This is a genomic window from Bacillus sp. MHSD_36 (assembly GCF_030757775.1).
In the GTDB taxonomy this organism is placed as follows: Bacteria; Bacillota; Bacilli; order Bacillales; family Bacillaceae_G; genus Bacillus_A.
In genome coordinates, this window is the sequence record NZ_JAVBIS010000001.1 from 1,465,690 (window position 1) to 1,489,377 (window position 23,688).

The 23,688-nt window shown below is 35.3% G+C and carries 19 protein-coding genes and 2 other annotated features; of the genes, 3 read left to right on the forward strand and 16 right to left on the reverse strand.

Annotated features, from left to right (window positions below; all coding sequences use genetic code 11):
* The first annotated feature begins 15 nt into the window (after positions 1 to 15).
* On the forward strand, positions 16 to 495 hold the full coding sequence (locus Q9B79_RS07695) for a hypothetical protein (RefSeq protein ID WP_306183255.1): 480 nt from the start codon (positions 16 to 18) through the stop codon (positions 493 to 495).
* 227 nt (positions 496 to 722) lie between these two features.
* Here the strand turns inward: Q9B79_RS07695 and Q9B79_RS07700 are convergent, their stop codons facing one another.
* The 11 genes from Q9B79_RS07700 to Q9B79_RS07750 all read right to left on the reverse strand — a co-directional run bounded on the left by Q9B79_RS07700 (position 723) and on the right by Q9B79_RS07750 (position 17,317).
* Positions 723 to 2,234 carry a M36 family metallopeptidase gene (locus Q9B79_RS07700; protein ID WP_306183256.1) on the reverse strand — a complete coding sequence of 504 codons (1,512 nt, stop codon included), beginning with the start codon at positions 2,232 to 2,234 and terminating at the stop codon, positions 723 to 725.
* Between the two features lie 332 nt (positions 2,235 to 2,566).
* Positions 2,567 to 5,668, reverse strand: coding sequence for an isoleucine--tRNA ligase (ileS, locus tag Q9B79_RS07705; protein WP_306183257.1), 3,102 nt, complete (start codon positions 5,666 to 5,668; stop codon positions 2,567 to 2,569).
* Positions 5,669 to 5,721: 53 nt separating this feature from the next.
* Positions 5,722 to 5,961: a binding site (T-box leader), on the reverse strand.
* Between the two features lie 97 nt (positions 5,962 to 6,058).
* Complete coding sequence (locus tag Q9B79_RS07710; RefSeq protein ID WP_306183258.1) at positions 6,059 to 10,261, reverse strand: bacteriocin-processing peptidase family protein; 4,203 nt, start codon at positions 10,259 to 10,261, stop codon at positions 6,059 to 6,061.
* 356 nt (positions 10,262 to 10,617) lie between these two features.
* The gene (locus Q9B79_RS07715; RefSeq protein WP_306183259.1) at positions 10,618 to 11,496 is read right to left on the reverse strand and encodes a class I SAM-dependent methyltransferase; all 879 of its coding nucleotides are present in this window, start codon (positions 11,494 to 11,496) and stop codon (positions 10,618 to 10,620) included.
* Between the two features lie 223 nt (positions 11,497 to 11,719).
* A complete protein-coding gene (locus tag Q9B79_RS07720) occupies positions 11,720 to 11,938 on the reverse strand; it encodes a hypothetical protein (RefSeq protein WP_062821094.1) in 219 nt (72 codons plus the stop codon).
* Positions 11,939 to 11,967: 29 nt separating this feature from the next.
* Complete coding sequence (locus tag Q9B79_RS07725; RefSeq protein ID WP_306183260.1) at positions 11,968 to 12,297, reverse strand: DUF2085 domain-containing protein; 330 nt, start codon at positions 12,295 to 12,297, stop codon at positions 11,968 to 11,970.
* Between the two features lie 171 nt (positions 12,298 to 12,468).
* Positions 12,469 to 14,157, reverse strand: coding sequence for an arginine--tRNA ligase (gene argS, locus Q9B79_RS07730; RefSeq protein WP_306183261.1), 1,689 nt, complete (start codon positions 14,155 to 14,157; stop codon positions 12,469 to 12,471).
* Positions 14,158 to 14,202: 45 nt separating this feature from the next.
* Positions 14,203 to 14,417, reverse strand: a binding site (T-box leader).
* Positions 14,418 to 14,457: 40 nt separating this feature from the next.
* Entirely contained in the window at positions 14,458 to 15,234 is a 777-nt protein-coding gene (locus Q9B79_RS07735; RefSeq protein WP_306183262.1) for a class I SAM-dependent methyltransferase, read from the reverse strand.
* Positions 15,235 to 15,283: 49 nt separating this feature from the next.
* Positions 15,284 to 15,718 (reverse strand): BrxA/BrxB family bacilliredoxin, encoded by a 435-nt coding sequence (locus tag Q9B79_RS07740; RefSeq protein ID WP_000063712.1) that lies wholly within the window; start codon positions 15,716 to 15,718, stop codon positions 15,284 to 15,286.
* Positions 15,719 to 15,802: 84 nt separating this feature from the next.
* The gene (locus Q9B79_RS07745) at positions 15,803 to 16,186 is read right to left on the reverse strand and encodes a thiol-disulfide oxidoreductase DCC family protein (protein WP_306183263.1); all 384 of its coding nucleotides are present in this window, start codon (positions 16,184 to 16,186) and stop codon (positions 15,803 to 15,805) included.
* Between the two features lie 3 nt (positions 16,187 to 16,189).
* Positions 16,190 to 17,317 carry a conserved virulence factor C family protein gene (locus Q9B79_RS07750; protein ID WP_306183264.1) on the reverse strand — a complete coding sequence of 376 codons (1,128 nt, stop codon included), beginning with the start codon at positions 17,315 to 17,317 and terminating at the stop codon, positions 16,190 to 16,192.
* Between the two features lie 255 nt (positions 17,318 to 17,572).
* On the opposite strand from Q9B79_RS07750, the gene Q9B79_RS07755 reads away from it, so the two are divergent.
* Together Q9B79_RS07755 and Q9B79_RS07760 are read left to right on the forward strand one after the other, a co-directional pair.
* A complete protein-coding gene (locus Q9B79_RS07755) occupies positions 17,573 to 18,706 on the forward strand; it encodes an FAD-dependent monooxygenase (RefSeq protein WP_306183265.1) in 1,134 nt (377 codons plus the stop codon).
* A gap of 122 nt (positions 18,707 to 18,828) precedes the next feature.
* Positions 18,829 to 19,419: a TetR/AcrR family transcriptional regulator gene (locus Q9B79_RS07760; protein WP_306183266.1), complete on the forward strand. Its 591-nt coding sequence runs from the start codon at positions 18,829 to 18,831 to the stop codon at positions 19,417 to 19,419.
* Positions 19,420 to 19,444: 25 nt separating this feature from the next.
* On the opposite strand, the gene Q9B79_RS07765 is transcribed toward Q9B79_RS07760, so the two are convergent.
* The 5 genes from Q9B79_RS07765 to Q9B79_RS07785 form a co-directional block, all read right to left on the reverse strand.
* Complete coding sequence (locus tag Q9B79_RS07765) at positions 19,445 to 19,783, reverse strand: single-stranded DNA-binding protein (RefSeq protein ID WP_306183267.1); 339 nt, start codon at positions 19,781 to 19,783, stop codon at positions 19,445 to 19,447.
* 160 nt (positions 19,784 to 19,943) lie between these two features.
* Positions 19,944 to 20,198, reverse strand: a complete 255-nt coding sequence (locus Q9B79_RS07770; protein WP_098668970.1) for a DUF4318 domain-containing protein — start codon at positions 20,196 to 20,198, stop codon at positions 19,944 to 19,946.
* A 105-nt stretch (positions 20,199 to 20,303) separates the two neighbouring features.
* Entirely contained in the window at positions 20,304 to 21,035 is a 732-nt protein-coding gene (locus Q9B79_RS07775) for a Bax inhibitor-1/YccA family protein (RefSeq protein ID WP_001260642.1), read from the reverse strand.
* A 75-nt stretch (positions 21,036 to 21,110) separates the two neighbouring features.
* A complete protein-coding gene (locus tag Q9B79_RS07780; RefSeq protein WP_098668971.1) occupies positions 21,111 to 23,006 on the reverse strand; it encodes an ABC-F family ATP-binding cassette domain-containing protein in 1,896 nt (631 codons plus the stop codon).
* The gene (locus Q9B79_RS07785) at positions 23,003 to 23,650 is read right to left on the reverse strand and encodes an HD domain-containing protein (protein ID WP_306183268.1); all 648 of its coding nucleotides are present in this window, start codon (positions 23,648 to 23,650) and stop codon (positions 23,003 to 23,005) included. Before Q9B79_RS07785 ends, Q9B79_RS07780 begins: the two co-directional genes overlap by 4 nt.
* Positions 23,651 to 23,688 lie beyond the last annotated feature (38 nt).

Sequence of the window (23,688 nt, forward strand, 5' to 3'; positions counted from 1 at the left end):
TAGCGAGGTGTGTATATGCAAAAAGCGATTAGTTTCTTTCTCCTATTGTTTTGCCTAATTGTAGTGAATGAAACGTACGCCTATTCACCAAAATCTTTACCAATCTCCCAAAACTCTGATCAATGGCAAGTGAATATTGCTGAATCAAAAAAAGTAAACAACAAAAAGCTTCAAGCTAAAAAAGACGAATTTCAAACATATCAATTTTCAGTAAAAAATGTTGGAAACAGTGAAGTATATAACGTACAAGTCGAAGTATTCCGCAACGAGCCAAAAACAAAAACGAAATATGAACTCTTCTCTCTAAAGGAAAGCCGTTTGGCAAGTGGAAAAACTGGATTTGAACATGCTAATTTTCCAGTTGCTACAAAAGCGGATAAAGTTGATGTAATTATTACTTGGCAAGAACACCCTTTCCACTCCATGCGAAATGGTCAAAAAGTGGAGTCTAGAAAATTTAAAGAGCATTTTGTTTTTAAAGACGTGAAAAAATAAACAAATGCATATAAAGTGAAACTTTAATCAGCCCTCACCAATCGGGCTTTTATGGGCAGCCCGACCCCCACCTAACTTCTTTGCTTTCGCTGAATTTTGAGGTGAGGGTCTTACTGCCCGTTAAATGCGGGATAAATTCACACTACCATTCATTTAGCTACCTTTACTAGTACCAGTTCATAAGCAAATTAAAAAGTCGTGGCTTATAAATGCCACGACTTTTTATATTAATTCGTACTAATTCCTCTGGCTGCCCAAATACGGTCGATATCAGCGGCATGTTGTCCGCCATATAAAAGAGCATCCGCTTGCTTAATCGCTTTTGCTCCATCACTGAATTTAGAGTTTGGTGTTAACGACCAGTGCGATTGTAAAATAATTTTCGTTGCAACATCACGACCAAATGCTTGCGCCATCTCATATTGTCCTTGAGCCCAAATTTCTCCATCATCATGTACTTCATTCGTAATATCTTTCGGATACACTTTATTATTATCTAATCGGCGTAAGCACGTTGGATCTGAACTAGAATAAGCAGTCGCATCCCATTCTCCAACACATGCTTTTCCGTAGCCTGTTGTCGATACTGCATCTTCATACGTAGCACCTAAGAAATCACCAAATCCTTCTCCCATCGCTCCACCTTCTGCAGAACTACCGAAGCCAGGAACTTGGTTATCTTGAATTGAATGTCCATATTCATGTGCGATAATACCCGCATCTTCTGCATCATCTACTCCGCCAGTACCAAAGGTTAAAGCTTTCGTTGTCGGAGAATAAAATGAGTTGTCCGCCGTTGTTCCATTCACATTCACTTTAATAGAGCGATTATTAATATTTTTAAAACCTAGACTTTGAATGTAACGTTGTAATGTATCGATATGATAATACGACATCACATCTTCAAAGCTATCATTTGCACGTGTATAGTTAAATTGTAAGTTTGTAGATTTCGTTTTTGCTTTTGAGGAAATCGTTACATACTCTCCAATTAAAAATCCTGTCCCATCTAAACCTTTTAACGTAACAGTCTTTAATTGGTTCGTTAATGCTGTTGAATCTGCATCATTGTTATCTTTTAAACCTACTTTACTACCGCTAGATACGACTGGATTAGGTAAAAATACTTTTCCTGATCCTTCTGCTTTACGGTTTATATCAACTTTTTTAATTAACTTTCCATTTTCTGCATCAATAAATGTTTCCCATGCACCAAACGGATTATTAGAATGGACTACAACTTTATATACTGGACGAGCAATTCCCTCTTCTACAATATATCCGAATTCTTTCTCCGTAGGAGCCCATAAGTTTTGTTCACTTACTTCTCCAACATACGCCATTGATTTTTGTATTGCATCTTTTTCACTAATTTTTGTAGTAGCTTCCTTCACACCTTTAACAGATTGATAATCAGAAACAGCAAGTACTCCCTTTCCCTCTCCGTTAAGAGTAACTGTAATTTGTTTAGAAAATACAGGCGCACCATTCACAACTTGTTGGAACCTAACATATGAAGCTACTGACGTTTCTGTTGTAGAAATATATTGTAAGTCTGAAAGGTCTGATTTTAATCCATACTGCGAAGCATTTTCTTTTAAATATTCAGTTGCTTTTTTCTGCGGCGAATAAGCTTCTAGCTTTACTTGCTGTTGTTTTTCCAATGCCGAAACTGTAGAAATTGTCCCCATTACTAACGGCACAGTCATTGCCATTGCCACCATTTTTTTATTAAACATAGAACCACTCCCCCTAATAAAGTAGCTCAACCTTATCCCATTACCACTAGGCAATCATTCCCCACAAAATGGGAGGATAAAAATTGAATCTACGAGTAATTCTCTATGAACATTTCTATTACCTTTCCATTTAGGGTGAGTGAAATTTTCTCAATATTTATGTGTGAAATAAAAACAATACTTTAGAAAGAAATTTACACAGTATTTTAATTAGCGTGGTGTGGAGAAAAAATTTTACTAGAGGGATCAATCGAATGGATTATGAGGAAATTAGCCGGATAAATATCCATCATACAAAAAAGGAAGTTGGAATCATTCCAACTTCCTTTTCTTTAATTAGCTGAAGTTAATTTAATGCGGACTTTTGTCTCACCTAAAGAGAGTTCATCGTCTTCATTCGTTAAGTGATCAAATGTAAATCTCTTAACGAGTAAATTTTCTTCTAATAAATCTTTATAGTTCGTTAATGTTCGCTTTAGTTCTTCCTCTGTATCAAGAATAACATCGACTCGTAAATTAACTGGTAAATTTAGTTGTTTACGGTATTCTTGAACCGCTCGAATAAATTCACGTGCCACTCCTTCTTGTAACAATTCTTCCGTTACATTCGTATCTAACATAACTGTATATTGTCCGTTAGTTGTATTAGAAAATCCTGATTTTGCAACTTTCTCTACTACTACATCTTCAGCTGTTACCACTACTTCTTCTCCTGATGTAGCTTCGTAAACTGCTCTTCCTGTAGATACAAAGTTTTGTACTTCTTCTTGTGACAGTTGTTTTAACCAACCATTTACTGCATTCACACTTTTACCAAACTTCGGCCCAGCTGCTTTAAAATTCAGCTTTAATTGATAGGACGTATATTTCGTTTCATCAAGTTCAACATGAAACGCCTTCACATTTAACTCATCCATGACGATATCACGATAAGATTCCCAATCCATATCATTTTCATTATGTGCTAGTAATACAAGTTCGGCTAATGGCTGTTTTACTTTTAAAGAATGCTGATTACGGTTACTTCTTCCAAGTTCAACAACTTGTAAAACTGCATCCATTTCCGCTTCTAATTTCGGCTGAAGTAGTGATTCATTCACAACTGGATAATCCTCTAAATGAACGCTATTTCCAGTTAAATTTAAATGAATATCTTCAGCGACAAACGGTGTAAACGGTGCAATTAATTTACTAATTGTCACAAGCACTTCATAAAGTGTATCATACGCAGCTGCTTTTTCAGCATTCATACCAGATTCCCAGAAACGATTACGTGATCGTCTTACGTACCAGTTACTTACTTCATCTACAAGCGTCGCGATTTCACGAGCTGCATTCGTAAATTGATAATCATCAAGTGCAGTTCTCACTTTTTTCGTTGTACTATGCAATCTTGATAATACCCATTCATCCAATTTCGTCCGCCTTACATCATACGTTTCTTTTGGATTATACTCATCTAAATTTGCATATAAAACATAGAAGCTATACACATTGACTAATGTATCTACAAACTTAGATTTTGCTTCCAGTACTGTTCGTTCAGAAAAACGTTTCGCATTCCACGGAGCACTGTCAACAAGTAGCGCCCATCTTAAAGCATCTGCACCAAACTGATTTACTAAATCAACTGGATCTAGTGCATTCCCTTTACTTTTAGACATTTTCTGTCCTTCTTCGTCTAATACATGCCCTAGTGATAACACTCGTTTATAAGGCACCTTCCCTGTATATAGTGCTGATACTGCTAATAAACTATAAAACCAGCCGCGTGTTTGATCAATACCTTCTGCAATTACATCTGCTGGGAACTGTTCTTCAAATAACTCTTTATTTTCAAATGGATAATGATATTGCGCAAATGGCATGGAACCACTATCAAACCAAACATCAATTACTTCTGGCGTACGATTCATTGTACTTCCGCATTTTTCGCAGCATACTTGCACTTCATCTACATACGGCTTATGCAATTCTAAATCTTCAGGTGTTTCTTTCGTACTATGCTTTCTTAAATCAGCAATGCTTTTCGGTGCGAATTGATGATCGCAACTTTCACATTCCCATACGTTTAATGGTGTTCCCCAATATCTATTTCGACTAATATTCCAGTCCACCATATTTTCTAAAAACTTACCGAAGCGTCCATGTTTCATATGATCTGGATACCAAGTAACAGAATCGTTATTTTGTAAAAATGTATCTTTAATTGCAGTTGTTCGGATTAACCAACTCTCCCCTGCATAATAAAGAAGTGGTGAATCACAGCGCCAACAATGTGGGTAGCTATGTTCATACTTTTCTTTATGATATAGTAAACCTTCCTTCGCTAAATAACGAACGATATCCACGTCACATTCTTTTACAAACTTCCCTTTCAAAAATGGTACTGCTTCTGTATACTCGCCTTTCTCATCTACAACATGCAAGAATGACAATCCTTCACTTTGTACGACTCTATAATCGTCCTCCCCATATGCTGGAGCGATATGAACAAGTCCTGTACCACTATCTGCTGTAACAAAATCCGCTGCGATAACTCGGTAACCATTAGTAACTTCCTTCATTGGAAATGGCGGCATATAAGATGTATTTACTAATTCTTCACCTTTATAAACAGATAGTACTTCATAATCTTCTTTTAATACATCTTGTACACGTTCTTTCGCAACAATGTATACATGATCTTCTTGTTTCGCTTTCACATATTCCATATTTGGATGTACAGCAAGCGCAACATTTGCTGGAAGTGTCCAAGGTGTCGTTGTCCAACCTAGGAAATACTCATTTTCACTATCTTTCACTTTGAACTTAACTGTTGCACTTAAATCTTTTACTGTTTTATACCCTTGTGCAACCTCATGTGAACTTAGTGAAGTTTGACAACTTGGGCAATATGGTGAAACTCTATGTCCCTTATACAATAAACCTTTTTCATGAATCGTCCCTAAAATATGCCATACACTTTCAATATATGGATTCTCTAACGTAACGTATGGATCATCCATATCTACCCAATAACCGATACTTTCAGTGAATTCACGCCACTGCTTCTCATATGTGAATACACTCTCTTTACACTTCTGAATAAATGGCTCAATTCCATACTCTTCGATTTCATATTTACCAGAAATACCGAGTTGCTTCTCAACACCTAATTCTACAGGTAAACCGTGTGTATCCCATCCTGCTTTTCTTAACACTTTATAACCAACCATCGTTTTGTATCTTGCTACTACATCTTTAATTGTGCGTCCAAGTGCATGACCTACATGCGGTAATCCATTCGCCGTTGGTGGTCCTTCATAAAACACAAAAGATTGTGCGCCTTCTCGATTCTGAATTGATTGCTCGAAAATACTTTGCTCGTTCCACTGTTTACGAATACGTGTTTCTCTCCCTACAGCTGACTCTTTTACATCTACTTTCTTCATCTACAATCACTCCTTTGAATATTTTAAAGCACACAAAAAACCCGTCCCTATGAAGTAGGGACGGGTTTAACCGCGTTACCACCCTAATTCTATTAGCTCTTCGCTAATAGCACTTAGCAACGTACTATCATACGTGTTCTTTGTAACGGTAGACACCCGTCCGGGCTTACTCACTTTCAGCCTCGGCTCCTCGGAGATGATTTTCAAATAACGTCTGCACACCGGCTTTCAGCAACATACCGGCTCTCTGGGGAACAGTACACTATTTTACTCTTTCTCGTCTTCAGATTTGTATACTTTGTTAAAAGTTATTTTATGCCATTGGGCAATAAATTGTCAACTAATTCGAAATATATTTTATTTATATCCTTTTCCCCTATTCTTATACAATTACTTTTCAAATTCTCGCAATGCTGCTAAATTTTCATTATCCTCGATAAGTTCAGCAAAAAATCCCGACTCATCCTCACGAAGTACAATTTCAAGTTCTTTCTTCGCCTCTTCATTTCTGTTTAACTGTGCTAAATAACAAGCACGATCGTATCTCGCTAACAAATCACTCGCATCAATTTTCAATGCTTCATTTGCTATTTTCTCTGCCTTTATTGTTTGGCCGGCACCATGATAAGAAGATGCTAAAGAAAGAAGAATTGCTGTTTCATTCGGATGATGTATAGAAGCATTTTCTAATACGTGAATCGCCTCTTTAAACCGTTCTTGACTTTGATATATTTCTCCTAAAGCAAGAAACGCTCTACTTACAAACGGTGTTTGCTCTGTTAATTGTAAAGTAATCTTTTCTGCTTTTCTTTCTTCTCCCATTTTAAAGAATATTTGTGCTTGTAAAAGAAGCGTATCATAATCATCTGGTAACTCTCGAACCATTTGCTTCGTCAATTCGGAAGCATCCCGTAACCTATCTTCTTCCTCACATTCTATGAAAAGATTTACAAGTTGCTTCGCTACATCGTAATCCCATTTACTTTCTAATGCTGTTTGCAATACATCTATCGCCTCTTTATACATCGCCACATTCTCGTAAAATAGTGCAAATCGCTGCGCTGCCATACTATTTTTTTGATTTAACTTTAATGAGATTTCATATAAATCAATAATTGTAGTAATAATCGAAATTTCTTTTGTACGGTTTTTCATACGATAAAAAGCTCTCGTAATTATGGATCTCTTCGGCTGTTCATTTTGTTGACGTTCAATCCATCTTTCCGTCACCGCAGATGCCGCATACATAAATGCCATACTTCTTTCAGCTTTTTTCACTTTTAATGTATGAAGAAAATCTCGTATGTTAGACCATTTCTTATGTTGTTCTATCGCTTTTACATATACATCAAATATACGTTCATTATTCACATCTTTTTGTATCACTTTCGTCGCAATTTCAATTGCTTTTGCATTTCTTTTTTTCACTAATACTTTTGCATAATGATATAGAACTTCTGCATGCTCACTATCTAATTGTAGCGCGTATTCAATCTGTACTTGTTCTTTATCTATTTCATCCATCGCTCCATACACATATGCAATCGCATCTAATCGCCATATTTCAGGTACCTCGTCCGCTAATTGTTCTAGCTCAGTCAGCAACTCTTTCTGAAGATTCATTTCTACTGAAAGCTGTGCCAAATATTCCATATTAATATGCAACGGCTCTTCTTTCATCGCCTGAACCATATGACTTTGTTCTTTAAAACGGTTTTCTTCTTTTTCGTATATTTCCGCAAGCTGTAAATGTACACCAACGAAATTCCCATCAAGCTCTAAACATGTTTCATACGCTTGTTTTGCTTCCCTCAATTGTCCTAATGCCATAAGTGTTTCACCAATTCGGTAATACGGTAATGCCGTTTCTTTTTGTTCTATCGCCTTATTATATCTTTTCATCGCCTGGCCGTACTGTCCAATCGATTCATATAAAATACCTGTATAACAGCCATATTCACTTACGTCATTTCTTTCTTTTTGTAACGTTCTTAAGAATGCTATTCCTCGTTGTACAAATACCGTTCCTTTAATTCGATTCACATATTCATCTAGCGCACTTGCTACATTATATTCACTCTGCTTTATACCACTCTCTAACTTAGACAATGCTACTTTAAATCCTTCTTCACTTCCACCAAGTTCAACCTCAGCATCCCATAAAACCATTCCCGCGTTCATAAGAAAATCTTGGCTCTTTTCAATTTGTTTTTCAATACTGAGAATATATTCTTTCGCTTCCTTATATTGTTCTCTTGCCATATAAACTTGCGTAAGTCCGAAATGAGAATAAACATCATCATGATTTTCTTCTAAAGCGCGAGTATACAATGTTTCTGCTTCTTCCAGACTATCATTTTGAAAATGATAGTCACCGAATTTTACGTATAGAGGTGCCTTATCGTCACAATTCTCAATACCTTTTAATAAAATTTCTTTCGTACTTTCCTCATCCTTCAAATCAGACTCGTATATTTCTGAAAGTTTCGTATAAATGTAAGGGGCATTACTATCCAAATGGATTGCTACTTTAAGCCCTTTTATCGCTAAATGTAATTTCCCTAAATGATGCGCACATCTCGCTCGCTCATACCATACATGGGCCTCATTTTTGTATTCTTTTAACAAATCATTAAAGATTTCATACGCTTCTTCATATCTTTCTAAATCTATTAATATTAACCCGTGATTCGTTAAAGTGAATCTTTCAGGACTACGCTCTAAAGCTACTTGAGAAAACTGCAACGCCTTTTCAGATTGATCGATATACATATATGATAAAGCGAGAAAACTCCAAGCAATCGGCTGATCCGCGTCTAATTGTAACGAGGAACGAAAACTTGAAATTGCTTCTATATAACTTTCCTGTTCAAAAGCATACCTTCCGTTTATTAAATGATATAAGGCACGATTATTTTTCTTTTCAACACTCGCGAGCATGTGCCCAGCTTTTTCTAGCTCTTCAAGGCGAATAAAGCACTGCGCACCATGTAATTTAACAAAATCTGAGTTCGGAAACTTCTCCATTAACTTTTCAATACAAGATATAATAAACTCGTTATCTACTTCAACATCTAAGTGCTTAACCGTATATAACCACGTATTCGGATTATCACTCGTCTCTTTTAAAAATTGTACTAAGTTATGAATCCCCTCTTTATCATGTTCATCTAAATGATCCGTAAGAGAAAAAATAGATTTAAAATAATGATTTTCTTCTTCATTTAAAAATACTAGTTGCTCCTTCTTTTCTTTCGGAACAAACGTAATCGCTAAACACCCTGTGTAACGATATTTTTCTTGCAACTTACTATATTCCACAATAACTGGTTCGATAAAGTTTGGATCTTGAACATAAAAAGCTTGTAACGTATCATCATATCCAGCTAGCACTTGCACATGTGAAGCATGCTCAATATCTATACTTAATAAAACAGGAATTCCTTCGTCGAGTAACCTCTTATAAATTTCCTCATTCCCTTTAAAATAACGATATTCATAACCTAACTCTTCTAAATAAGAAACAGTATCTGAAAACTTGGATCCTGTCATATCAAAAATAGACTCTGCTATTTCATCTTGTGTATATTTTTCTCCCCATAACTGCAACATCATTTCTAAACTTGTCGGCACACAATAGTTATCCTTTTGTACAATCGGAACTATAGGCAAGTGAACCTTTTGGCCATCTGGATTTTTTTCTAAATTATGATATAAAGACTCTTTTAAACTTTTTTCTTCTTTTAATAACTGTTGTAAATCTACAAGTTTATTCATTTTGTAAAGCGCTTCTGCACGTAAATGTACAAAGTAAGTTTTATACGCATGATAAGGAAGCTGCTTATTTATATTATCAATTACCACTGACATTTCTTCATACTTCCCTAAATCTAATAAATATTTCACCTTTTCAAAATGAAAATATGGTACTTGCGGGAACTTTACAATCGCATCATCAATTAGCTGTAATGCACGTTTTTGTTCTCCCTTATTCGCATATAACTGTGATAATAAATAGGTAGATAACTCTTCACAATCTTTATGTTGCATACCAGCTATAAATTGTTCTTCTGCTTTCTCCCATTCACCTGTATGCATATACACGTAGCCCCATTTATCAAATACGGCTCGTGCACTGTACTCCTCTGCCTTTTGCATATAAAAAAGAGCTTCTTTATTTCGTTTCATTTCTAGCAAACATCGTACTAACGTAAAATATGTTTTCGCTAAAAGATCAACGTCTATCTCTTCTTTATTTACCTCTTCTAATGAGTCTTTTAACAACTGTTCTACTTCAAGTATTTTCCGCTCATCAATTAATTCATCACAATATAAAGAGAGCATTCTCATATTTGGGAATTTTTTATATGCGTAGCGAATGAGGAATGAACTGTATTGGTGCATTAGCCCTTCATCAGTAAGACGTATTAATATATCAAACTCCTTATGTGAAGGAACACTAGCAAGCCAATTCTTCAAATAAGATAAAGTATTCTTTTCTTTTATATATGAAATTTCATTATTTATTTCCTGTAATCCATCTATAAATCTCTTGTCTTTCAAACAAGCATCTAACTGCTTAAAATCTAGCATGTATTCACCTCGAATAATTATTTGCACTGCTACTTGCTTAGATTTTACACATCATATTGTAGGTATTCAACTAAAATCTCCTATAATGGATAGTATTATTTAATATTATTCGAATTTATAACAAAATATAGTAAAAACGATTGTTTTTCTCTTTATTTTGTTTGATTAAATGGAATAACGTTACATGCGGGTCTTATCTTTCGAAAGCGGAAATCAGTACATGAAATTATATCGGCGATAATTCAAATATATCAGCGATTCTTAAAATATATCGAAGATTTTCAAAATATATCAGCGATTATACGGTGGATATCGATTTATCGACAAATAATGACACCCCGCAACATAGCTATCTTTCAACATTCTACATCACCAAATGTAATTTTCATATTCGGAGCATATAATAAAGAAGAGTGCATTTGAAATGCCTTAAAAAATCGGAGTTCAGCTTCATATTGGGCTAGCGCATCATCATATGTTAATCCTCTAGCCATTAAACGCTCTATAAATCGTTGTTTATCACCTGGATTTCCTGCAATCCCCTCTTCTTTTAATGAGTGATACAACTTTTCTTTATCATTATGATGCATATTAGAATCTAAAAAGTTCACTTTATCACTTACTCTACATTGAATATTTTTTACGCCTAGTTCACTTAAATACATCGGTATTTTCATACCAATATTTCCATCTCTTCCGCTTCTCTGCGTGTCACTTTCAAATAACTTCTGCAAAATGCCTAACCTAATAATTTCCGATTGATTCTCTCCATCTAAAAAGTATGAAGACATATTTGATATCCAATGTGGCTCAAAACAAATTATTTTCCCTCCACTTTTAACTGAATGTATCATTTTTTGTAGCATTGTTTTTGGTGAACTCATATGTAATAAGAAGGCATGACAAATTGCTATATCATATGTATCGTTCAATTCAATTTCTGTAGCATCTCCCTCAAGAAATTCTGTCTCATATGGAAGTAAACGAAACAACTCTCTCGCTTTGGCAAGTAATATTTCTCCACTATCAATACCTGTATACTTTGAACCTCCTGGAAGTAACGGCATTAATACTAAGCCTAAATAACCATATCCACAACCGAAATCAACAATATGTACTGGCTTAGTAATCTTCCAAACTGTATTTACTAAAAAACTTACATAATCGTCGTTGTAATATAAATCTCTCGTGTTTTTTAAATATATTAGTTTGCTGTTCCAATCATACTCTTCCAAAACCTACGCCTCCTTTTATATACAAAACTATAGTTCTCCATTTGATAAACAGATTCCTATGTTTCTAAAAATTTTAGCGCTGTTGGGTTCTAATTAAAACGTTATATTGCGCATGCTCTTTACCCTCCGCCTATTCAACAAATTAATCTTGAAAAAGTAAAAAGGATTACATACCTGAAACGATATACAATCCTTTTATAGTAATATCGTAATAAACAGAAGATTAGTTAGTACAATCACAATCCGAGCAATCAGTACAATCTATTACGTCACAATCTAAATTTCTCTTTTTTTTGCTTCTTTTCAAATAAAAATATAGTAGTACCATAAATAATATGCAAATAACAAAAGCTATTGTTGCTTCTATATATTTTTCATAAATGATAAAACCAATTCCACTTCCACCTGATATAAAAATTAGAATTATGTAAATCCAGAACATGTAAGTATTTACCTCCGTTAATATGTGGTTTAAGATATAATCCATATAATACTAGATGCAATAAATAGTCCCATACCATTTCCGCTTAATAAGCCGGTAGTTACTCTTAACAAATTTGTGCTGCTTCGCCATTTCCACTTTTGGCTGAATCCATCGATTAATAATGGAATTTGAGCAAAAAAGGATAGCAATAATGAGAGATTAAACGAAGGTGTTATTAAAAAGTAAATTGGAAACATACAGACACCAATAAGCATACCTGTGCATCGTGCACATAAAGGTATGTATTTTTGTAGTTTAAGAAAACTCCTTTCCGATATTCTATGACAAGGAATATGCAAAATAAAACCTCGAATCAATACAGATCATCCTCTCTACAAATATTTTAATTGATTTCACAACATAATTATAGAGTTGTTACACTTCGTAACATATAACTTCTTATAGTTTCAAGGTTTAGTCGACAAAATAAAAAAAGACAAATTAGGTTAATGATCTCCTAATTTGTCTTTTTTTACTATAGCTTTATTTTACATCTCCTCAGGAGCCTCCACCCCAAGTAAACGTAATCCCTCTTTTAATACAACCGTCACAGCATACACTAATGCGAGTCTGCTGTCTTTCTCTTCGCTCTCTTCCAATATACGCACATTTCCGTAATATTTATTGAACGATTGTGCTACATCTAATACGTATTTTGAAATGATTGATGGCTCATTTTTGTTGAAGGCTGCTTCAATTACTTGTTGGAATTTATTCAGTAATTTTACGACGCTCCAGCTATGATCATCTTTTAATGCGAACGTACACGTTTCAAATTCTACACTTTCTTTTCTTAAAATAGAGCAAGCACGTGCATGTGTGTACTGTACATACGGTCCTGTTTCTCCTTCAAATTTCAGCATATTTTCTAATGAAAATTCGATATTGTGCATACGCTCATTTTTTAAATCGTGGAAGATAACTGCGCCAACACCGACTTGCTTTGCTACTTCTTCTTTCTGTTTTAAGTTTGGATTTTTCTCTTCAATATTTTGTTTTGCAAGGTCAATTGCTTCCTCAAGTACTTCTTCAAGTAAAATAACTCTTCCTTTACGTGTCGACATTTTCTTACCGTCTTTTAAAATGAACCCAAACGGTACATGTTCCATGCCCTCAACCCAAGTATAGCCAAGCTTTTTTAATACAGTGAAAAATTGATTGAAGTGTAAACTTTGTTCCGGGCCAACTACATATAACGCTTTATCAAATGCATATGTGTTTTGACGGTATAACGCTGCCGTTAAGTCACGTGTTGCGTAAATCGTTGCACCATCGGATTTTCTAATTAAGCAAGGCGGCATTCCCTCTTCTTCTAAATTAACGACTAACGCGCCTTCTGACTCTTCAAGCAAATCATGCTCTTCTAAAATCCCAATAAAATCTTCCATTAAATTATTATAAAAAGCTTCTCCTTGAAAATTAGTAAATTCAACACCGAGAAGTTCATAAATACGAGAAAATTCTTTTAAGGATTCGTGACGGAACCAATTCCAAAGCTCAACAGCTTCTTCATCACCTTCTTCTAATTTCTTAAACCAAGCGCGTCCATCTTCTTCTAATTCTTCATCGTCTTTTACCTCTTCATGGAATTGCACATATAACTTAAATAGTTCACGTATTGGATCCTCTTTAACTACTGCTTCATTCCCCCATTTTTTATAAGCGGTAATTAACTTTCCAAACTGTGTGCCCCAGTCTCCAATATAATTAATTCCTACAACTTCATAGCCACATTTTTCAGCGATATGTTTCAGTGAATTTCCAATCATTGTAGAACGTAAATGCCCCATTGAAAAAGGTTTCGCGATATTCGGAGAGGAATAATCGATAACTACCGTTTTTTCACAACCAAAGAAATTTTGACCGTATTCTTCTTTCTTCGCTAAAATCGTTTTTAATACTGCATCACTTACAGTTTCACGATTAAAAAATACATTTACGTAAGGACCAACGGCCTCTACTTTCGTAAAAAATGGATCACTTAATTTTTCTGCAACTTCCTTTGCGATCAGAGCTGGTGATTTTTTATATTGTTTCGCAAGTGAAAAACATGGAAATGCTGCATCTCCGAATTCATCTTGTTTCGGTGTTTCAATTAAATCTAAAATTTGGTTTTGCGTTAATTCATTCGTAAAAATATTAGATAAACTTGCTGCAAACTGTTTTTTATACTCCATACTACAACCTCCTTCATTTTTAAAACACAAAAAACTCGTCTCTAAAAAAGAGACGAGTTTAAACCCGTGGTACCACCCTTGTTGTTCATTACGAACCACTTTCCCGTTTATAACGAGGACAGGGGGCCTCGGCTTACTCTACTATTCGTTCAAGAAGCATCTCCGAAGTGCGCTTCATCTTTTTCTTCCGCACTAGGCTCACACCATCCCTAGCTCGCTTTCCTTCTAAAAAAGACTACTCTCTTCATCACAGACAGTATATTTAATTAATTATTGCTTATTATACATCTTTTCAAACAATTAGCAAGGGTCAATTACACCAAAGTGAAACTTAGCACTTTTTCTTTTATATACGTGAAAATTATGTTTTTCAAATCTAGAACTACGGAAATGATCTTTCAGTACGACACGCTTTCTCGCCACACGCCTGGCTTCTGCAATTGTTTCGTCAGTAATATCATGATACAAAGCGAAGTGTTTTAATCCTTTTATTCCATCTGATTCTATAACAGTTTCTTCAAACATTGGATCGAGGTACACAACATCATAACTATTGTCTTCACATTGTGTTAAAAATGCGTAATGCTCCGTTTGCTTCACATCGATTCGTTGCATTGCCTCATCAATTTCAGAAACAGATGAAGACCATGTTTTCAAACCATTCTCCATAATATAAGCCATATACTCATTGCCTTCAAGTCCCGTTACTTTTCCGCTTTCACCAACAATATAACTAGCTACAATACTATCTGATGCCATACCGAGCGTACAATCTAACACTGTCATTCCGCTCTCTAATTGCGTGGCTTGTACAAACGGGTCGTGTTCTCCGCGCATTAATCTTTTCACACGAAACATCGCTGAGTTTGGATGAAAGAAAAACGACTCTTCCGTTCCTTTTGGATAAATAGCTAATCGATTTTTTCCTACAACAAGTACATCTTGTCCATATTGCTCATGCAGTTTATGTACTGGAATGTCGTTTCGTTTAACGAATGAACCATTTAATTCTACCGCTACCTTGTTTGCATAATCTGTCATTTCTTTATTTGTTCTTCCTGCTGTTGTTACGATCATTGTTTCACCTCTATATAAAGAAAAGAGGGAGATTTACTCTCCCCCTTCTTTAGCAATTCTTTTCGAAAGCTTGTTCTAAGTTCGTAATAATTTCGTCCATAGTTGCACCTTCAATTTCATGACGGTGAATGAAGTGAACAACTTCTTTTCCTTTTAACAACGCCATAGATGGTGAAGATGGAGGAATTTCTCCGAAGTATTCACGCATTTTTGCAGTAGCATCTTTATCTTGACCTGCGAATACAGTTACAAGATGATCAGGTTGTTTTTCAGCACGAACAACTGCTTGACCTGCTGATGGACGTGCTAAACCAGCTGCACAACCACAAACAGAGTTTACAACTACTAAAGTTGTACCTGTCGTGTTTTCCATAAATTCTGTTACAGCTTCTTCTGTAGTTAACTCTTCAAATCCAGAACGCACTAATTCTTGGCGCATTGGGATTACCATTTGGCGCATGTATTCTTCATAAGCATTTGACATCTTGTAATCTCTCCTTCAACTTTCATTCCAAATTCATCATATCACGCTCTATTACTTAGGTGCAAAAGAAAGATTACGATGATTTCATTTTTTTGTAGGGATTTCACAAACCCCACCGCGGCAATGTCCAACTGGGACAAGTTTTCTATTGTTAGCGATATAATCGTATACTTTACTTCCAAATCCAAGTACGATAGATAACTTTATAAAAGGCACTACAAACCAGTAAGATGGAACAGCCTTTGCTAATACATGTATGCTATGAATTCCGTCATACCACTTATTATTTTTTGAAATATATAATCTTTGTTCCATCTTGCTTTGTAGTTCTTGAGAAAGTTCATACTTCTCAACTACATCTTCATCTCGAAATGAAACAAATTTCATCTTACCCTTTTTATCTAATTTTTTCGTACGTTCTGCAACCGCCGTACACATCGGACACCAACTATCATAGAAAACAATCATACATTATTCCCCTTTACGAGACTCCGTCATTTGTTTCCATACAGAACCTTTTGCTTCTTCTCCGCCTTCAATACGCTCTAATGCTAGACGTGCTTGCATCGCTACTTCAAACTCTGGATCATCTTGCGCTACTTTTAATGCTGGAATCGCACTTTCGTCTCCTAGTTCAAATAAGAACATCGCTGCACGCCAGCGTACTAATTTACTTGAATCTTTCAGAGATTTAATCATAACAAACATCGCTGCCGGATCACCTACGTCTGATAAGCAATCACCCGCTGTACGACGTACACTTACTGAACGATCTAATAGCGCTTTATATAATAACGGCAATACTTCATCACCTTTTACCATACCTAAATACGCTGTTGCTAAACGGCGTATTGAAACTTTTTCATCATCTAACGCCATCTTCAACACTGGAATATCTTCTTCTGTAGGATCCATTTGTTCTAATGCTGCAAAACGTTTTTTCCAGTCAGCATCTTTCATCATCTCTTCTGTTACTTTATATGGCTCACGCTTTTGAATCGTTACTTCAACAGCACCTGCTTGATTTAATAATTCTTTAACCGTTTCATTTACACGTTCTTCTGAATAAGCAGCAACAATTTCTTCTACTACTTCTTTCCCGATTTCTTCAAAATTACCGTAACGTGTACTTTGTTCCACCCATTTACGCTCTTTTACAACGTTTGGTGCAGACATTTGAACTTTCATAATTGATTCTTTAAAACGATCTGGTAAACCAACACGTTCTTCCGTCGTTCCATCTGTTAACTTTACTTGCATTGGAATTGTAAAGAACATTTGAACGAACACTTTCACTTCTCCAAAATGAGCAAGTTGTTGTTCTTCACTTTCTTCTACTACTTCTTCACCGAAAACAGCACGAACTTGTTGTAATAAAACTTTCCAGTCAAACTTCGCATTTCGCTCCACTGCTAAAAAATCGGCTACATGATATACACCTTTAATACCTTCAATCTTCAAAATTTCTTGCACTTGCATTGGTGCTTGTTCTTTATTTTCATTTGTATAATTATTACGTGCTCCTGATGGTAATACTTCATTCAAAATAACTTTCATTGTATTTGGACTTGGCGTCGGTTCAATTGCTTTAATCTTCACGTAAAAAACTCTCCTTTATTGCATGTTCTTAGCTGTATTGTAACATGTTATCACTCTATACTCCTACTGGGATGCTTAATTTTACTCTTTACTTTTCTACATTTCTGGGAAGTTTCATTCTATTTTCACCTAATCGTTCCATAACTATAGTTAAAAGTATAATTGACAATTACATGAAAAGGGATTAACCTTAAATCACAAAATGACCATGGTCATTTTTATGAACAAAGTCATTCGAAGGTGGAGTGATAACAAATGAACAATGTCATAATTATTGGTGGCGGTATTGCTGGTCTATGCGCAGCAATTTCCTTACAAAAAATAGGGATTGAAGTAAAAGTATATGATAAAAACACTGAGCCTACTGTTGCTGGTGCAGGTATTATCATTGCTCCGAATGCAATGCAAGCACTTGAACCATACGGAATTTCTGAGAGAATAAAAAAATTCAGCAACGAAAGTGATGGCTTTAAGCTTGTATCCGAAAAAGGAACTATTTTCAATAAATTGATTATTCCAGCTTGTTATCCAAAAATGCACTCTATTCATAGAAAAGATTTACATCAATTACTACTTTCTGAACTACAAGAAGATACTGTCGAATGGGGAAAAGAATGTGTAAAAATAGAACGAAATGAAGAAGACGCCTTAAAAATAGTATTTCAAGATGGTAGTGAAGCATTTGGCAATATACTCATTGCTGCCGATGGTATTCATTCTGTCGTTCGAAAACAAGTAACACAAAGGGATAATTATCGTTATGCAGGATATACGTGTTGGCGCGGCGTAACTCCTACTAATAACATTTCTTTAACGAACGATTTTATTGAAACTTGGGGAACAAACGGTAGATTTGGTATCGTCCCTCTACCAAATAACGAAGTATACTGGTATGCGCTCATAAATGCGAAAGCTAGAGATCCAAAATACAAGGCTTACACAACAGCAGATTTATATAATCATTTCAAATCTTACCACCATCCCATACCATCAATATTAAATAATGCATCAGACGTTGATATGATTCATCGTGATATTATAGACATTACACCAATGAAACAGTTTTTTGAAAAGCGCATCGTCTTTATTGGGGATGCAGCTCATGCTCTTACTCCTAATCTAGGTCAAGGTGCTTGTCAAGCGATTGAAGATGCGATTATTTTGGCTGAATGTATTAAGAATAATGCTCACTATCGCCAAGCATTTATGGAATACGAACAAAAAAGACGAGATAGAATTGAAAAAATCTCAAACACTGCATGGAAAGTTGGAAAAATGGCGCAAATAGAAAGTAAACCTTTAACTATAGTAAGAAACGAAGTAATGAAACGTATCCCGAAATGGATTTCTGAGAGGCAAGCACATGAACTATACAACTTTCATTTATAACAAAAATAAGAAACAGCATTCTCTACCCTTCTTTCAATTACATTTAACTTAATCATAAAGTAAGATTTTATTTGAGATTATCTAGTGAACAGATATAATTGTTTGTGTTAGGAGTAGATTATATGCTGAGAGAAACGAGAAAAAAAGAATTAAAAGAACTTATATTCCTAAAAGCAGTACAACTCTTCCAAGAACGCGGGTACGAAAATGTAACGGTTCAAGATATTACTACTGCATGCGGGATTGCAAAAGGAACCTTCTTCAATTACTTTCCGAAAAAAGAAAACATATTATTATTTTTAGGTGATTCTCAAATTGAACTATGGAATGAAAGTTTAAAAACATATGAAAATGTAGAACATCCAAAAGAAAGAATTAAACTTGTTCTAGGAGACTTACTAGACCGTTTTACTGGACATGGTGATTTAATGAAGCATGCCGTCTTTGAGATTATAAAGTCTAATTACTTAGTAGAAAATGAAGTGAAAAGTATACAACAGCTACAACAAGGTTTGTCTTCAATTATTACAGAGGCGAAAGAGACAGGAAAATTAAACAGTCAATGGGATATACATATTATCACTTCTACTATTATGAGTACTTATTTTTATACATTAATGTCCCATTCACTATTACATGTAAATGAAGTAAATGCGAAAAATATACTCAATCAACAATTAGATGTTGTTTGGGAAGGGATTAATCCAAAATGATGGAGGGCTATACTACTAAGCCCTCTTATTGTGATGCCCCCTCCCGCCTTTTCTCCAAAAATGTAATATTTTCAATCACAACTTCCGTTATATATATTCTCTTTCCTTGATCATCCTCGTAATTCCTCGTATGAATACGTCCGGTAATTCCAACAAGTGAACCCTTCGTACAATATTCAGTTACATTCTCAGCTGCCCTTCTCCATACGACGCAATTAATAAAATCTACTTGTTGCTCACCTAAACTATTTCGAAAACCTCTATTCACCGCAACACATACTCGTGCATACGCGACACCTTGCTTTGTGTAGTATAATTCTGGCTCCTTTGTCAATCTACCGATTAATACAACTCGATTCATCATAAGTTATACCACCTCACATATTTTTCTTCATTATAAAGAAAAATGTGTGAAGGGTAAAAAGCTTAAAATAATATACTTTATAATAAAAAAATATATTTTTATATCTTATAAAAACAAAAAAGAAACCTTACATATTTCAAACATGTAAGGTTTCAAAAATTTACACTTCACTGCATGAAATGTAATATCCACCGCGAGCCATCTTTATCTCAACGCGGTACATTACATTTTCTAAGTAAAAAGTAATCGGTTTAACTTTACTCTCAAATTTTAGTCTTTCATTACATTCAGCCGCATATCCCTCTATTGCTGAAGTAATAACTTCTGATGATGGATACGTTAAAGCATCATCTAGTTCTATGAAAAAACTTTTAGAAAATAGTTTTTTCATAATCCCTTTCTTCTCTTTCATCATATTCCATCCCCCTTTAACTCAAGTTACTAACATCCATATTATACCATACCATCGATTTATCTTTAAAAATAAAAAAATCCTGCATTTTTCATGCAGGATTTTTTATTAGTCATTTTTCGTAAAGTAAGAAACGAAACGAAGAATTTCTAAGTATAACCAAACTAATGTAAGCATTAGTCCCATCGCAGTGTACCACTCCATATATTTCGGAGCTTGACTACGTACACCATTTTCGATTAAATCGAAATCTAGTAATAAGTTTAATGCAGCAACTACGATAACAACTGCACTAATAATAATACCGATTGTACCACCTTGGTGAATGTACGGAACCGTTACACCAAACATGTTTAGTAGAAACACGACTAAGTACATAACCATAATTCCAAGTGTTGCTGCCATCACGCCTGTACGGAATTTATCCGTTACTTTTACTACGCGTGTTGCATATAACACTAACATTGCAAATAGAATTGAGATTGTTAGTAATACAGCATTTAAAACGATAGAATCGCCAAACTTCATTGTATAAACCGCTGAAATACTACCTAATACAACCCCTTCTACCGCCGCATAGATTGGTGCACCAAAAGGTGAAATACGCGGGAAGAACATAGACGCAAATGCGATGATTGCCGCAACGATTAAAGCACCAATTAATACTGGCATTTTCATCGTACCCTCTATCATCTGTATGTATGAATAGACAGACGTTGCAAGTAGCAAGATAAGCATAATAAACGTTTTGCCTACTGTTCCGCCAATAGTCATCGCAGAAGCACTTGCTCCTTCTTTACGGAATGCCTCTTTTTTCAACATTGGATTAGATGTTCTCATTTTTTCCCTCCTAAAATAGGTTCTACCAATAGTGTAAAGTTTTTCTCTTTACTTTTCAATATATGCAGCTTGTTTTTATTTTAATCCTTCAACAATATCCGATAGTTCACTCCATCTTTCCATCGTTTTTTCTAGCTCTTCTTCTGTTTTTTGTTGTGCTTCAGATAATTCTTGTGCCTTTGTGAAATCAGAACCAACATTTGCAAGCTCTTCTCCAATTGACTCAAGTTTTTCTTCAAGTTCTGCAATTGTATCTTCAATTGTTTCCCATTCGCGCTGTTCGTTATATGAGAGTTTACGCTTACGTTGTTGCTTCGGTGCTTCTTCTACTACTTTTTTCTCTTTTTGCACTTCCGCTTTCTCAATAAGTTCTCTCGTTTTTTCCATTTCTAAGTAATCCGTATAACTACCTAGAAATTCGCGCACTTCTCCTTCTCCCGTAAAAATGAACAATTCATCTACTACTTTATCTAAGAAGTAACGGTCATGCGATACAGTTAAAACGACACCTGGGAAATCTTCTAAATAATCTTCTAACACCGTTAATGTTTGTGTATCTAGATCATTCGTAGGCTCATCCAGTAATAGTACGTTCGGTTCTCCCATTAATATACGTAATAAGTATAAACGTCTTCTCTCGCCACCAGATAATTTGCCAAGCGGTGTACCATGTGAATGTGGCGGGAATAAGAAACGCTCTAACATTTGAGACGCACCAATTACTTTTCCGTCTGTCGTATGAATGACTTCCGCGATTTCTTTAATATATTCAATCATACGTTGATTTAAATTCATCTCTTCATTTTCTTGCGTATAATAAGCAATTTTTACTGTTTGTCCAACTTCAATTTCACCACTATCAGGAGATATTTTACCTGCAAGCATATTTAATAACGAAGATTTCCCGCTACCATTCGCTCCAATAATTCCGATACGATCGCCTGGTTTCACAATATGATTAAAGTTGTTCAATACAGTTTTATCACCGAATTTTTTCGTTACATCTTTTAACTCGAGTACTTTTTTCCCAAGGCGACTACCACTAAGCGCAATATCAACTGACTGTTTTGCAGCTGGTCCTTCTTGCCCTTTTAACTCTTCAAAACGTTGAATACGTGCCTTTTGCTTAGTCGAACGAGCTTTTGCACCACGGCGAATCCATGCTAGTTCGCGGCGATATAAGTTTTGACGTTTTGATTCCTGCGCAAGTTCTTGTTCCTCACGAAGTGCTTTCGCTTCTAAAAACGTACTGTAATTCCCTTCATAACTATACAGTTTTCCATTGTCTAATTCGAAAATACGATTCGTCACACGATCTAAGAAGTAACGATCATGGGTTACAAGTAATACTGCACCTGTATATCGTGCTAAATATTCCTCTAACCACTCAACTGTCTCATGGTCAAGATGGTTCGTAGGCTCATCTAAAATTAATAGATCTGGTGTTTCAATAAAACATTGTGCCATCGCAATACGTTTTTTCTGTCCACCAGATAAATTTCCAACAATTGCTGTAAAATCAGTAATTCCTAGTTTCGTTAATAACGATTTTGCGTTCGCATTTGCTTCCCACGCACTCATCGCATCCATACGTTGTTGCACTGCAAATAATTGTTCCTGTACTTTTTCATTGCTTGGATCTTTTTCAATATGTAATAGCGCCTTTTCATAGTCACGAAGAAGACGAATTAAAGGTGTATCACCATGGAAGACTTGCTCTAATACTGTTAATTGCTCATCAAACTCCGGTTGCTGTGATAAATAACTAATTGTATACCCACGCGAATGAGTCATATCACCTGTGTCAGCAATTTCAGCCCCTGCAATAATTTTTAATAAAGTTGATTTACCTGTACCGTTTACACCGATAATTCCGGCACGTTGTCCTTCTGCAATACTAAATGATAATCCATCAAATAACGGTTTTTCTCCATATGATTTTGATAAATTTTCCACAGTTAACATTTTCATATTTGTGCATTCCACTCTTTCATAAATTGTTCAATAAACTGTTCCATATAACGATGACGAACTTCCGCCTCTTGTTTTGCTGCGTTCGTATTCATTAAGTCTTTTAGTTTCAAAAGTTTTTCATAGAAATGGTTTAAAGATGGATCGTTATTTTTTCTATATTCATCTTTCGTCATCACTTCACGAGGCGGAATAGTTGGATCATACATTAATCTCCCTTTCGCTCCACCATACGCAAATGTGCGAGCTATTCCAATTGCACCAAGAGCGTCTAAGCGATCCGCATCTTGAACAATCTTCCCTTCAAGTGACTCCACTTTACCGCCATGACCACCTTTATAAGACATATTGGCGATGATATGAAGAACATGTTTACTTTCCTTTTCTTCCACATGTAACTCTTCTAACCAATCAGAAACTTTTTTCATTCCTTCTTCTTCACTTTCATTTAACTTCTCATCAGCAACATCGTGAAGTAATGCTGCCATTTCAATTATAAAACGATTTCCTCCTTCTTGCTCGGATAAAGAAATCGCCAGTTTATGTACGCGCTCAATATGATACCAATCATGCCCACTCGCATCTTTTTCTAAAATATGTTTTACAAAAGTAATTGTTTTTTGAATCTTTTCTTGTTTTGTCATTTTATCTTCACCCAGTTACTTATTGTAACACGCCCGCA